Source organism: Micromonospora sp. H61 (assembly GCF_018070325.1).
Taxonomy (GTDB): Bacteria; Actinomycetota; Actinomycetes; order Mycobacteriales; family Micromonosporaceae; genus Micromonospora; species Micromonospora salmantinae.
Window position 1 is genome coordinate 1 of record NZ_JAGPXY010000056.1, and the last position, 13,353, is coordinate 13,353.

The window sequence follows — 13,353 nt, forward strand, 5'->3', positions numbered from 1 at the left end:
CCTGGTTGGCCGGCAGCGTGCTCGCCGAGACCGACCGGTTCCTGGAGTGGGAGGCCCGCCAGGCTCGACGGACCATCCCGATGGCCGAGGCGCCGCCGCCCCGCTGCGATGGGATGTACGGCGCGAAGTTCCCCGGTCCGGCGCTCACCATGGTCGTGCTCGGTGACTCGTCGGCGGCCGGCTACGGGGTGCACCGCCGTCGGGAGACACCCGGGGCGCTGCTCGCCACCGGCCTGTCCCGTCGGCTGCACCGGCCGGTGCAGTTGCACCGCTTCGCGGTGGTCGGCGCCATCTCGGCGGCGCTGCGCCACCAGGTGGAGGCGGCGCTGGAGTGCCGACCCGACATCGCGGTGATCCTCATCGGCGGCAACGACATCACCAACCGCACCCCGCGCGGCCTGGCGGTGCGCTACCTGGTCGAGGCGGTGCACACCCTGCGCGACGCGGGGTGCGAGGTGGTCGTCGGCACCTGCCCCGACCTGGGCGCGATCCGCCCGATCCAGCCGCCTCTGCGCTGGCTGGCGCACCGCTGGAGCCGCCAGCTCGCGACCGCCCAGACGGTGGCCGTGGTCGAGGCGGGCGGGTGGACGGTCTCCCTCGGTGACCTGCTCGGCCCCCGGTTCGCAGCCGAGCCGACCCGGATGTTCGCCTGGGACCGGTTCCATCCCTCCGCCGAGGGGTACGCGATGGCCGCCGCCGCGCTCCTACCGACGATGCTCTCCGCCCTCGGCGCGACCCCGGAACGACGGGCCACACCGACGCGCGGCGACGGCGTACGGTCGCTGCCGAAGGCCGCGCAGGAGGCGGCTCGACACGCCGGCACGGAGGTCAGCGGCGTCCAGGTCCGGGGCCGCGACCGAGGGCCGGCCGGCCGGTGGGCGCAGCTGCGCCGACGGGCGTTCTTCGGTGTCGGCGCGGTGCCGCAGCACGGGCCCGCCTCGGACACCTCGACAGTGGAGGGACTGGCATGAACGAGCGCAGCGCGCGGAGCGCGACCTCCGGGCTCGCCGGCCGACTGGGTCGGGCGGCGGCGATCTCGCTGTTCGCCGGCACCGTCGGGGGCGCCGCCGTCCTCGCAGGTGAGGCGTTCATCGCCCGGCACCGACGCTACGCCGAACCGGAGCTCGGCCTTGCCCTGCGCGCCACGATCGGCCGGGCGGGCGCTTCGCCGCTGCGACTGGTGTTGCTGGGCGACTCGTCGGCACTGGGCGTCGGTGTCGACCGTCTGGAGGACACCATCGGCGGGCAGTTGGCCAACCTGCTCGCCGAGGGCCCGACCGGCCGCCGGGTGCACCTGTCCAGCGTCGGCGTCTCCGGGTCCCGCTCGACGGACCTCGCCACCCAGGTGGCCCGGGCCCTGCTCGGTGAGCGGCCCGACGTGGCGTTGATCCTGATCGGCGCGAACGACGCCACCGGGCTGCGCCGGCCCTCCGACGCGGCGGCCTATCTCGGCGCCGCGGTGCACCGCCTGCGCGAGGCGCGTGTCGAGGTGGTGGTGGGCACCTGCCCCGACCTGGGGGCGGTGCGCGCCATCGCGCCTCCGCTGCGCCAGGTGGTCGGCTGGTCGGGGCGTCGGGTGGCCCGCGCGCAGACCACTGCCGTGCTGGAGGCGGGCGGCTCGGTGGTCGACCTGGCCACCGAGACCGGGCCGGTGTTCCGGGCCGACGCCGGGACGCTCTGCCAGGACGGCTTCCACCCCTCCGCCGACGGCTACCGGGTGTGGGCGCACGCGCTGCTGCCCGCCATCGTCGCCGCGGCGGCGGCCACGACCCGGCGCTAGATCGTCCCCGGCCAGGGTGACATTTCCCGCCGCACCGGCTTCTTCCGCGCCATGTTACCGGCGGGTTAACGTTGGTCCATGCCGATTGAGTCGTCCCGCGACGCCGTCATCGTCGCCACCGCCCGCTCCCCCATCGGCCGGGCGCACAAGGGGTCCCTGCGCGACGTCCGCTCCGACGACCTCGCCGCGACCATCGTCCAGGCCGCGCTGGACAAGGTCCCCGCGCTCGATCCGACCACTATCGACGACCTCTACCTCGGGTGCGGCCTGCCCGGCGGCGAGCAGGGCTTCAACATGGCCCGGGTGGTGTCCACCCTCCTCGGTCTGGACACTGTCCCCGGCGCCACGCTGACCCGCTACTGCGCCTCCTCGTTGCAGACCACCCGGATGGCGATGCACGCGATCCGGGCCGGCGAGGGCGACGTGTTCGTCTCCGCCGGGGTGGAGATGGTCTCCCGCTACGCCCGGGGCAGCTCCGACGGGCTGCCGCCCGAGGCGCAGGCCCTGGTCGGCGGCGGCTGGGAGAACCCCCGCTTCGGGCCGGCCGGTGAGCGCTCGAAGCGCCGCGCGCAGGGCGACGCCGAGGTGTGGACCGACCCGCGTGAGGCCGGCGAGCTGCCCGACATCTACCTGACCATGGGGCAGACCGCGGAGAACCTGGCCCAGGTGTACGACGTCACCCGCGCCGACATGGACGAGTTCGGCGTACGCAGCCAGAACCTCGCCGAGAAGGCCATCACCGACGGTTTCTGGGCCCGGGAGATCACCCCGGTCACCACGCCGGACGGCACCGTGGTGAGCACCGACGACGGGCCCCGGGCCGGCGTCACCCTCGACGCGGTCTCCGGCCTGAAGCCGGTGTTCCGCCCGGACGGTCGAATCACCGCCGGCAACTGCTGCCCGCTCAACGACGGCGCCGCCGCCGTGGTGGTGATGAGCGCCCAGCGGGCCGAGGAACTGGGGCTCACCCCGCTGGCCCGGATCGTCTCGACCGGTGTGACCGCCCTGTCGCCGGAGATCATGGGTCTCGGGCCGGTCGAGGCGTCCCGGCAGGCGCTGCGCCGAGCCGGCATGACCATCGACGACGTCGACCTCGTCGAGATCAACGAGGCGTTCGCCGCGCAGGTCATCCCCTCCTACCGCGAGCTGGGCATCCCGGAGGAGAAGCTGAACGTGATGGGCGGCGCCATCGCGGTCGGCCACCCGTTCGGCATGACCGGCGCCCGGATCACCGGCACCCTGCTCAACGCGCTGGAGTGGCACGACAAGACCATCGGTCTGGAGACCATGTGCGTGGGTGGTGGCCAGGGCATGGCCATGGTGCTGGAACGGCTCAGCTGAGCTGAGCGGCCTCAGAGCGCGCTGCGGGTCGCCGTCACCTCGGCGGCGGCCCGGGCCAGTGCCTCGGCCCCCGGGTCGGCGGCCAGCAGGTCCGCCGTGACCACCCGCAACTGATCGGGTAGGGCCAGGTCGTTGTCGAGCCGGGGCACCACCCGGCGGGGCTCCCCCTCGGCGTCGGCCGCCAGGTTGGCGACCTCCTGCGCCAGGCGGTGCACCAGGTCGGCGCGGGACACGTTGCCGGCCGTCGCGACCGCCGCCCACCTGGGCTGCTGCCAGTGCGCGATCTGACGGACCAGCAACTGCACGGCCTTGTTCAACTCCGCTGCGCTCATCGCCGCCGAGTCTACGGCCGACACCGACCGTGCCGGGTCGGGCCGGTCAGCGGCGCAGGTAACTGAGCAGCCGCAGCAACTGCCAGTAGAGGAAGACCAACCCGGTGAGAAGGCCGAACGCGCTCAGCCACGCGTACCGACGGGCTCGACCGTCCCGCACCGAGCGTTCGACGAGATCGAAGTCGAGGATGAAGCTGAACGCACCGGCGATGATGGCCACCACCGAGAAGGCGTACGGCAGCCAGCCGACCTCACCGCTGACGCTGTAGACCGCCAGGCCCGGCCGCCCGCTGATCAGGTACGACACCAGGTTGACCACGCTGAGCACGGCGATGCCGAGCAGGGTGCCGATCACCAGGCGGGCGAGGCGGGGCGTCGCCCGGATCACCCGGGCCCGGTAGAGCGCGGCCATGCCGAGGAAGACGCCGAAGGTGCCGGCCACCGCCTGCACCACGATGCCCGGATAGACCTGCTCGAAGGTGCGGCTCGCCACTCCCAGCAGCAGCCCCTGGAGGATGGCGTAGCCGACGATCGGCACCGGGTTGGTGATCGCTCGCAACGAGATGACCAGGACCAGCGCGATCGAGGCGAGCGCGCTGCCCGCCAGCGCGGCGCCCAGCCACACCGCGTCGGGGATCACCGCCCAGGACACCGCCGCGGCCGCGCCGGTCACCAGCAGCAACCCGACGGTACGGACCACCACGTCGTCGACGGTCATCGGCTCGACGTCACGGGCGCCGAGCACCCGGGCCTCCACCCGGCCGGTTTCGTCCAGCCGGTTGAGCACCGGGTTGTTGCTGCGCACCGCCGCCTCCTTCGCCCGCGTACCCCCCGAAATCACTCTGCCCCGGGCGGACCGGCGGCGGCGGGCAAACGGCGCGGACGACGGCGCCCGCCTCCACCGGAGTGGGGACGGGCGCCGGTCGGCAGTGCGGACGAGGTCAGTCGTCGCCCTGGAAGTAGCTCAGCAGGCGCAGAATCTCGATGTAGAGCCAGACCAGGCTGACCAGGATGCCGAACGCGGCCACCCAGGAGTAGCGCTGCGGAAGGCCCATCCGGACGCCGTCCTCGATCTCCTTGAAGCTGAGCACGAAGCTCAGCGAGGCGACCGCGATGCAGACCAGGCTGAACCCGATGGCGAGCGGGCTGCCGTCGCGCAGGCCGGTGTTGACGCCGAACAGCGCCAGCACCAGGTTGATCATCATGACCGCGAAGAGGCCGACCATCACCGCGATCATGCCCTTGACGAAGGCCGGGGTGGCCCGGATGACCTTCGCCTTGTAGAGCATCGCCATCAGGAAGAAGATGCCGAAGCTGGCCACGGCGGCCTGGAGCACGATGCCGTCGTAGCGCGTCTCGAACGCCTTGCTGACCATGCCGACGAAGACACCCTCGACGACCGCGTACGCGATCACGAGCGCCGGGTTGGCCATCCGGGAGAACGAAATGATCAAGCCGAGGACCAGGCCGACCACCGCCGCGCCGATCCACGCGGTACCGACCAGCGCGTCGGGCACGAGCACCCAGGCGGCCGCGGCGGTGATGCCGAGGATGCCGAGCAGAGTGACGGTCTTGACGACGACGTCGTCGATCGTCATGGGCGCCACGGTCGGCGGCGCGGCCGGGTAATCGGCCTGGGACGGGTACTGCTGGGGAATGCCGGGCTGTCCGTACGGCCCGGCCGGGGCGTACCCGGCGGACCGCTCCCGCTCGGCCGCTTGGCCGAGCCGGGCGAGCACCGGGTTCGAGGTCTTCACTGTCTGGCCTCCCTCAGGGGGTCGTGTGCACGTGAACGTGCCCTCCAAGAGTAAACGGCAGAGCCAAGTCCTGGAGATCACGAATGAGAATGGGTGAGCCGACCGGTGCCCGGGGCGGGGGTCGAACCCGCACGCCTTTCGGCAGCCGCTTTTAAGGCGGCCGTGTCTGCCTTTCCACCACCCGGGCGAGTGGCACCGGCGCGCCGACACGCCTGGTGCAGTGTCACCGTAGCCGGTCTGCGGCGACCCGGCGTACCCCGCCGGCCCGGCCACATTAGGGTCGATGCCGTGAGCAGCGCAGCCCCCACGGCCCCCGACGCCGCCCCTGAACAGGCATTCCGCCTCGCCGATCAGGTCAACCGCCGACCCCGGGCCACCCGGCTGCTGGCCGCCGTCCGCCGCCACCAGGCGGACCTGCTGGCCGCGTTGATCTTCGCGGTGCTGGCCGGCTGGCTCACCCACGGGCTGTGGCCCGACCCGGGCGGCCGCATCCTGGCGCTCAACCCGGAGGACCAGGCCCTCTACGAGTGGTTCCTGGCGGTGGACGCCCGCGCGTTGCTCGGCGACTTCGACCTGCTCACCAACCGGCTCAACGCTCCCGACGGCGTGAACCTGATGACCAACACCACGGTGATCGCCCTCGGCGTCCTCTTCGCGCCGGTCACCCTGCTGCTGGGCGCACCGGTCACCTTCGCGCTGCTCGCCGCCGGCAACCTCGCCGGCACCGCACTCGCCTGGTACCTGCTGTTCCACCGCACGTTGCGCGTCCGCCGGGTGGCCGCCGCACTCGGCGGCGGGCTGTGCGGATTCGGACCCGGCATGGTGTCGCAGACCAACAGCCACCTGCACATGACCGCCCAGTGGCTGGTGCCGGTGATCGTCTGGCTGGTGGTCCGGCTGCTGCGGGCGGCCGACCCGGGGCCCGGTACCCCCGACGAGACCGGCCGTAGCCGAGCCTCCGGACCGGACCGTCGTCGGCTGTTCACCTCCGCTGCGGGGCTGGCCGGCGCGATCAGCGCGCAGGTCTTCATCGGCGAGGAGGTGCTCTTCCTCGCCGCGATCACGCTGCTGGTGATGGCGATCAGCTACGCCGTGGCGGACCGGGACCTGGCCCGTCGGGCGCTCCCCGGGTTCGCCGGCGGGTTGGCGATCGCCGCCGGGCTCGCCTTGCTGGTGCTCGGCTATCCGCTGTGGTTCCAGTTCGCCGGGCCGCAGGGAGTCGCCGACGGGATGTTCACCCCTGCCTACTTCTCCGCCGACCTGAGCAGTTGGTGGACGCTCTCCCCGCTGTCGGTGGCCGGCAGCGACGAATCCGCCCGGCTGACCACCGGCCCCGCCGAGTACAACACCTTCCTCGGCTGGCCACTGCTGCTGGTCACCGCGGTCTGCGCGATCTGGGCCGGGCGACGCCGGCTGGTCTTCGCCTGCGTCGTGGCGGGCCTGGTGATGGGGGCACTCTCGCTCGGCCCGGAGGTGGTGCTCGGCGGCACCAGGACGGCGGTCCCCGGTCCGTACGCCCTGATCGGAGGGCTGCCGGTGGTGGACGGGGCGTTGCCGATGCGGTTCGCGCTGGCGTTGCTGCCGATCGTCGCGACGCTGCTGGTGCTCGCGGTCGACCGGGCCCTGCGCAGCTCCGGTCGGGCGCGGCGGCTGGTGCCGCTGGCCGTCGGCGTGGCGCTGCTGCCGATCTTCCCGGCCCCCCTGCCGACCGCCGGACGACCCGCCGTGCCGGAATTCATCACCGGCGGCCACTGGCGGCAGTGCGTACCGCCGGGCGGGGTGCTGGTCCCGGTGCCGCTGCCCACCCCGAAGGAACCCTGGCCGATGCGCTGGGCGACCGCCGCCGACGCCGGCTTCGGGCTGCCGGAAGGCTTCTTCATCGGCCCGTACGGGAGGGGCGGCACCGCGGCGATGGGCACGTTCAAGCAGCCCACGTCCGCGCTACTGGCGGATGTCGCCCGCCGCGGCGACCAACCGGCCATCGGCGACGAGCAGCGCCGCCAGGCCGTCCGCGACGCCGACTTCTGGGGCGCCTCCTGCGTGGCGCTCACCGACGACGCCCCTCACGCGGAAAGCCTGCGCGCCACCCTGGAGCAGCTCTACGGCCCACCCACCCGCATCGCCGATGCCTGGACGTGGCGGGTCTAGACCACCAAGAACCCCGTCGATCTTGCACTTTTTGCCCGGACAAGATGCACCAAAAGGCGCACTACGGCATCCGGAAGTGCAAGATCGACGGGGTCGGCGTCGCTCTCTGATCAGACGCGGGGCGCGCCGATCGGCTGGGATGCCTCGACGAACTCCTCGCGCGGGTCGTGCAGCTGACCCAGGGCGACCACCTCACGCTTGAGGAAGAACGCCAACGACCAGTCCACCACCACGCGGACCTTCCGGTTGAACGACGGGATCCGGCTCATGTGGTACGTCCGGTGCATCACCCACGCCGGCCAACCGGTCATCTTGATCCCGTACACCTGGGCCACACCCTTGTGCAGGCCGAGGCTCGCCACACTGCCGACGTGCTTGTGCTTGTAGTTCACCGGCTCGCGACCCCGGATCACGGCCGTGATGTTGTCGGCCATCCGGGCGGCCTGGCGCACCGCGTGCTGAGCGCTCGGCGAGCAGAAGTTGCCCGGTTCCTTGGTCAGGTCCGGCACGGCGGCGCAGTCCCCGGCGCTCCAGGCGCCCTCGAGCACCTGGTCACCGTCGACCACCTGGAGGGTGGGCAGGCAGGTGATCCGACGACGGTCGTCGCGCGGGAAGTCGGTCGAGTCCAGCATCGGCGACGGCTTCACGCCGGCCGTCCAGACGATCGTGTCGGAGCGGAAGCTGTCACCGTCGGAGAGCTTGACCACCCCGTCGACGCAGGACTCGAGCCGGGTGTCCAGCCGGATGTCCATGTTGCGCTTCATCAGCTGCTGCACCGTGTAGGCGCCCATGTCCCGGTCGACCTCGGGCAGCACCCGCTGGGTGGCCTCGACCAGCACCCAGCGGACCTCGTCCTGCTTGAGCTCCGGGTAGTAGCGCAGGGCGTCGCGAGCCATGTCCTCCATCTCGGCGAGCGCCTCGATGCCGGCGTACCCACCGCCGACGAAGGTGAAGGTCAGCGCCGAACGGCGGACGTCCGGATCCGGCGTGGCGGCCGCCACGTCGAGCCGATCCAGCACGTGGTTGCGCAGGTAGATCGCCTCACCGATGGTCTTGAACCCGATGCCCTGCTCGTGCAGACCCGGGATCGGCAGGGTGCGGGAGACCGAACCCGGAGCCACGATCACGTGGTCGTAGGTGATCTCGCGGGCCGGGCCGCTGATCGGCTGCACGGTGGCCACCTTGCGGTCGTGCTCGATCCGCGTGACCGTGCCGGCCACCATCTTGCACCGGCGCAACTCCCGCCGCAGCGGCACCACGGAGTGCCGCGGGGAGATGTTGCCCGCCGCCGCCTCCGGCAGGAACGGCTGATAGGTCATGTGGGGTTGGGGGTCAACCACCATGACCTCAGCCTCACGGGAGCTGAGCTTCTTCGACAGGCGCAGGGCCGCGTACAGACCGACGTGCCCGGCACCAACCACAAGGATCCGCTTCGGATTCACGTTGTCTATCTTTCCCCGGCCGGCTCAGGTAATCCCGCTCGCGCCCCCCATCTGTGACGGAGCACAACCCATGTGACCTGGGTAACCCTCAGGCCGCAATGGTCACCGACGCCGCAGCAGCCAGCCCAGCAACACTGCCATCCCCACCGCCACCAGCAGCCCCAGCACTGTCACCCACTGGTATCCGGCGCCCCCACCCGTCCCCGTCGCCCGCAGCAACAGCACACCGAGCACTGCGGAACCCAACAGCACGGCGGCCGACCGCACCAACCACCGGGTGATCAACTCGGGGTCCACCATCGCGTCATAGGGCAACAGCGCGGCCAGCGCGCAGAGGGTGTGCCCCAGGTAGAGCAGCGCCGCGACGGCGAGCAGCCGCCAGAGGGCGACCGGACGGCCGTACCCGTCGGTGGCGAGCAGCCAGCCGCCGACAGTGACCAACGCCGTGAAGGTCGTCCAGACCTTGCGCGGCCCGAACGCGGGCAACATGGCGGCCACCGCAAGGAAGAAGATCGGCCGGCCGGAAAGCACCTCCGCGGGAAACGCCAGGACGAACCCGGCAAACACGATGACGAAGATCCCGGCCCGGACCAGCAGCGGGGCCACGCTGACGCGAGCCACGGCGTACTGCGCCGCCCGAACCCGCTCCACCAGAACGTTCACCGCACTCGCCTTCCGTTCGCGACTGCGGGGCTCGCAAGCGCACTCCTCGCGCTCACCGGCCACCCACCCTTGGCGCCGTCGCCAAGCGGGCCACGTCCCGCAACACCTGGTCCAGGCTGCCGGCGCCGGCCCAGCGCACCACCGGTACGCCGTGCTCCCGGAGTTGCCCGATCATGATCTCCCGATCCAGGCGCCACAGCCGGTACGCCACCTCGGCCCACCCCCGGTCCTTCGGCGACGTCAGGTCGGTCGGCAACGTGTCGACCGCCACCACGAACCGCCCACCGCGGGCCAACCGGGCGAGCATCTGCGCCGACCGTTCGTCCAGCAGTGGGGTGAGCACCACCACCAACGCGTCCGAGGAGAGCAACTGCGGGCCGAAGACCTGGTCGTACGGTTCGTGTGCGGACGCGTGGACCCGGACGTCGAGCAGCCACTCCAGGACGGTCAGGTACTGCCGCCGTCCGGCGGCCGGCCGGAGCCGGCGGGCGGCCGGTCCGTACTCCAGCAGCGAGACCCGGTCACCGCGGTGCAGGTAGTGCTCGGCGATCGCGGCGGTGGCCCGGACGGTGGTGTCGAGCACCGAGGCGGCGCCGTCCACCCCACCGGAGCGGCCCGCCTCGGCGAGCACGTCGAGCAGCACCACCACCTCCGCGTCCCGGTCGGAGAGGGTGGCGGCCACATGCAGTTGCCGGGCCCGCAACGAGACCCGCCAGTCGATCCGGCGCAGCCGGTCCCCGGGGGCGAAGACGCGTACGCCGGCAAGCTCGCCGCCCTCTCCGGGTCGGCGAGAGTGGTGCGCCCCGACCAGGCCGGCGGCGCGGGGCATCGCCTCGACCGCCTCGAACGGCTCGGTACGGGGGTACACCCGCACCCGTACCGGCTCGGTGATCACCGCCCGGGAGACCAGCAGACCCCCGGCCGTGGCGACCCGGGCACCGGCGGGGCCGACCGGGTGCCGGCCCCAGCGCACTGCCTTGCCGGCCAGCTCCAAATCCACCGCGGCGCCGATCGGCACCGACGTCACGAACGGCCGGTCCGCGACGGAACGGCGCCCGCCGCTGCCCGGCGCCGTCGCACCGGTTTCCGGGGTGGCGCTCGGCTCCCCGTCGTCGACGGCCTCGGCACGGGCGAAGCCGGCCCGGACGATCCGCAGCCACGGCGACACGCGGGTACGCATCACGACCAGGTCGTAGTCGATCGTGTCCGGGTTGCCGACGCTCACCGCCGCCGCCACGTCACCGCCCTCGACCAGCGGCCCACCGTCACCCTGGGTGATCCACACCTGTGGCAGCGCCGTGGGGCGTCGACGCAGCGCGTACGCGGTGCCCAACGCGAACGGGGCGGCGAGCACGATGAGGTCCACCCGGCCCAGCAGCACCCCGGCCACCAGCAGCAGGCCGGCGAGCAGCACCGCGCGGCCGAGCGCCGGGGTGGGCGCCCAGCCGGCAGCCGGTTCCGCTTCGGTGGCCGTCGGCACTGTCGGTCCGGTCATCAGTGCCGGGGCCCGCCGGCGGCGTAGCTCGGCAGCGCGCCACTGGCCGGGGCGGGAGTCGCCTCCAGCACCTCGCCCACCACGAACGCCGGGTCGACCCGGCGCAACCACATCTCCGGGCGCAGGGTGATCCGGTGGGCCAGGGCGGGCGCCGCCACCGACTTGACGTCCTCCGGCACCACGTAGTCCCGTCCGCCGAACACCGCGCGGACCCGGGCCAGCAGCAGCAGCGCCAGCGAACCGCGAGGTGAGGCGCCGACCAGCACCGACGGGTGCTCCCGGGTGGCCGCGGTGAGCGACACGATGTAGCGGCCGATGGAGTCCTCCACCACCACGTCCTCCAGGGCGGCCTGCATGGCCCGCAGCGTCGCCGCGTCGACCACCGCCTTGATGTCCGCCTCCTCCCGGCGGCGGCTCATCCGACGGCGCAGCACCTCCCACTCCTCTTCGTGCTGCGGGTAACCGAACGAGACCCGCAGCAGGAACCGGTCCAGCTGCGCCTCCGGCAGCGGGTAGGTGCCCTCGTACTCGATGGGGTTGGCGGTGGCCAGCACGTGGAACGGCTCGTCGAGCTTGTAGGTCACGCCCTCGACCGACACCTGCTTCTCCTGCATGGCCTCCAGCAGCGCGGACTGGGTCTTCGGCGGCGTCCGGTTGATCTCGTCGGCGAGGAGCAGGTTGGTGAAGACCGGGCCGGCCCGGAAGGTGAAGTCACCGTTGCGCTGGTCGTACAGGAAGGAGCCGGTGACGTCGGCGGGGAGCAGGTCGGGAGTGAACTGCAACCGACGGAAGTCCAACCCGAGGGCCTGGGCGAACGAGCGGGCGGTGAGTGTCTTACCGAGCCCTGGCAGGTCCTCCAGGAGCACGTGCCCGCCCGCGAGGATGCCGGCGAGGACCAGCTCCAACGCGTCCCGTTTGCCGACCACGACGGTGCCGACCGCGTCCAGGACCGCCCGAGCCAGGTGCCCGACCTCGGCGGGGGCAATGCTCCGGTCCACGTCGTTCATCAAATACTCTCCAGTTCGGCGACGATCACCGCGAGGTCGCGTGGCGACGGGGTGCGGCGAGGCGGGGTCTCCAGGAACGTCCACAGGCGGTCACCCAGCAGGACGCGAGCGCGGGCGGGATCCGACTCACGGGTGACGCCGTGTTTCAGCCGCATCCGCTCGTCGGCCAGTTCACCGATCCGGGGCAGGACCACCTCGGTGAAACGTTCGGTTCGGTTCGAGGACCAGTCCAGGGGCCGTTCCCACTGGTTGATCGCGCCACCCAACGCGTCCCGGGCGCCCCAGTTGTAGCTGCCGTCCTCTTCGCCCGCGCCGGCCTGGCGAGCCGGCGGCTGCGCGGGTGGCGGCGCCAGCAGGGCGGTGACCCGGCGGACCGCCAGCACGGCGAGCACCCCGGCGATCAGTACGGGCAGCGAGACCTGGAGGCCCACCGCGCGGAGGCCGACCAGCAGGACCGCTACCAACGCGGCGGCCCACGCGAGCGAGCGCAGCACCGGACGCCATCGGGACGGGCGCGCCTGCGGACCGGCCGGCGCGGCCTCCTCCTCGAACGCGAGCAGATCGTCGATGCTGGTGCTGCTCATGAGGTCACCGCCGCGGTGAGCTCGCCGCGCAGCCGGCCGAGCGCGGCGCGGGCCTGGTCCCGGGTGCGTTCGCCGACCGGGTGGGTGGCGTACCGGGCCTCCCGGTAGACGTGCGCGAACTCGGCCAGCACGTCGGTGCTGGCGATGGCCGGCACGCCCGCGGCCGGATCACCCTGCAACAGTCGGCTGACCAGGTCGGTGGGGGTGTCTCCGGCAAGCCTCGGCACGCCGGCCGCTGCGGCGGTCTCCTCCAGGCGCACCCAGCAGGCGATCACCGCCACCCGGGGGTCGGTGTCCCGGTCGTCGAGTTCCACCAGGCCGGCGTCGAGGGCGGCGACCACCTCGCGGGCGGTGCCCTCGGCGGTACGGCGGGCCCGCTGCGCTGGTAGTGCCCGGGTGGTACGGCGCAGCGCGCCCCGGATGAACACCCAGCTGAGGTAGCCGAGCGCGGCGAGGATGGCCAGCCCGAGCAGGACCACCGCCACGGTGCCGACCCACTGCGGGATGTGCGCCTGGGTGGCCTGGCCGGCGTCGCGGGGCTCGATCGGGATGGACGGCGACGGCTCGAAGGTGGGGTACTCGGGAACCCAGGGAACGTTGTCCGCGGCCGGCGGGATGCGACTGGCCCCGATCGACGAGTGAGCGGACGCCAGCGCGGCACCGGCGAGCAGGGCGGCGACCGCGCCGACCGGCCACCACCGGCGGAGCAGGCCGAGAACCGGCCGCAGCACACCCGGCTCGGCGGACGGTACCGGTGTGGGCGGGCGTGTTCCGTCTGTCATCGCCACCACCCCACGCGTCGTC

The 13,353-nt window shown here is 72.6% G+C and carries 12 protein-coding genes, 1 tRNA gene and 1 pseudogene; 4 read left to right on the top strand and 10 right to left on the bottom strand.

Translation table 11 applies throughout. From position 1 onward, the window contains the following. From KBX08_RS23925 to KBX08_RS23935, 3 genes and pseudogenes are all read left to right on the top strand, one after another. Positions 1-982 (top strand): annotated as a pseudogene (locus tag KBX08_RS23925) (SGNH/GDSL hydrolase family protein); the annotation flags it as partial. Further along, entirely contained in the window at positions 968-1,780 is an 813-nt protein-coding gene (locus KBX08_RS23930; RefSeq protein WP_210785636.1) for an SGNH/GDSL hydrolase family protein, read from the top strand. The pseudogene KBX08_RS23925 and the gene KBX08_RS23930, both read left to right, overlap by 15 nt. Before the next feature lie 78 nt (positions 1,781-1,858). Continuing rightward, positions 1,859-3,121 (top strand): acetyl-CoA C-acetyltransferase, encoded by a 1,263-nt coding sequence (locus KBX08_RS23935; protein ID WP_210785637.1) that lies wholly within the window; start codon positions 1,859-1,861, stop codon positions 3,119-3,121. 11 nt (positions 3,122-3,132) lie between these two features. On the opposite strand, the gene KBX08_RS23940 is transcribed toward KBX08_RS23935, so the two are convergent. From KBX08_RS23940 to KBX08_RS23955, 4 genes are all read right to left on the bottom strand, one after another. Then, entirely contained in the window at positions 3,133-3,453 is a 321-nt protein-coding gene (locus tag KBX08_RS23940; RefSeq protein WP_210785638.1) for a hypothetical protein, read from the bottom strand. Positions 3,454-3,499: 46 nt separating this feature from the next. After that, positions 3,500-4,258: a Bax inhibitor-1/YccA family protein gene (locus KBX08_RS23945; protein WP_210785639.1), complete on the bottom strand. Its 759-nt coding sequence runs from the start codon at positions 4,256-4,258 to the stop codon at positions 3,500-3,502. A 136-nt stretch (positions 4,259-4,394) separates the two neighbouring features. After that, positions 4,395-5,210, bottom strand: a complete 816-nt coding sequence (locus tag KBX08_RS23950; protein ID WP_210785640.1) for a Bax inhibitor-1/YccA family protein — start codon at positions 5,208-5,210, stop codon at positions 4,395-4,397. Positions 5,211-5,316: 106 nt separating this feature from the next. Next, a tRNA-Leu gene (locus KBX08_RS23955) sits at positions 5,317-5,397 on the bottom strand. Between the two features lie 101 nt (positions 5,398-5,498). On the opposite strand from KBX08_RS23955, the gene KBX08_RS23960 reads away from it, so the two are divergent. After that, positions 5,499-7,358 (top strand): hypothetical protein, encoded by a 1,860-nt coding sequence (locus KBX08_RS23960; protein ID WP_210785641.1) that lies wholly within the window; start codon positions 5,499-5,501, stop codon positions 7,356-7,358. A gap of 110 nt (positions 7,359-7,468) precedes the next feature. On the opposite strand, the gene KBX08_RS23965 is transcribed toward KBX08_RS23960, so the two are convergent. The 6 genes from KBX08_RS23965 to KBX08_RS23990 form a co-directional block, all read right to left on the bottom strand. After that, positions 7,469-8,800, bottom strand: a complete 1,332-nt coding sequence (locus KBX08_RS23965; protein ID WP_210785642.1) for an NAD(P)/FAD-dependent oxidoreductase — start codon at positions 8,798-8,800, stop codon at positions 7,469-7,471. Between the two features lie 102 nt (positions 8,801-8,902). Further along, positions 8,903-9,463, bottom strand: a complete 561-nt coding sequence (locus tag KBX08_RS23970) for a hypothetical protein (RefSeq protein ID WP_210785643.1) — start codon at positions 9,461-9,463, stop codon at positions 8,903-8,905. Positions 9,464-9,515: 52 nt separating this feature from the next. Continuing rightward, on the bottom strand, positions 9,516-10,958 hold the full coding sequence (locus KBX08_RS23975; RefSeq protein WP_210785644.1) for a DUF58 domain-containing protein: 1,443 nt from the start codon (positions 10,956-10,958) through the stop codon (positions 9,516-9,518). Beyond that, complete coding sequence (locus KBX08_RS23980) at positions 10,958-11,965, bottom strand: MoxR family ATPase (protein ID WP_091394243.1); 1,008 nt, start codon at positions 11,963-11,965, stop codon at positions 10,958-10,960. The genes KBX08_RS23975 and KBX08_RS23980 overlap by 1 nt, the downstream gene beginning before the upstream one ends. Further along, positions 11,965-12,549 carry a hypothetical protein gene (locus KBX08_RS23985; RefSeq protein ID WP_210785645.1) on the bottom strand — a complete coding sequence of 195 codons (585 nt, stop codon included), beginning with the start codon at positions 12,547-12,549 and terminating at the stop codon, positions 11,965-11,967. Before KBX08_RS23985 ends, KBX08_RS23980 begins: the two co-directional genes overlap by 1 nt. Further along, positions 12,546-13,331, bottom strand: coding sequence for a DUF4129 domain-containing protein (locus KBX08_RS23990; protein WP_210785646.1), 786 nt, complete (start codon positions 13,329-13,331; stop codon positions 12,546-12,548). The genes KBX08_RS23985 and KBX08_RS23990 overlap by 4 nt, the downstream gene beginning before the upstream one ends. Positions 13,332-13,353 lie beyond the last annotated feature (22 nt).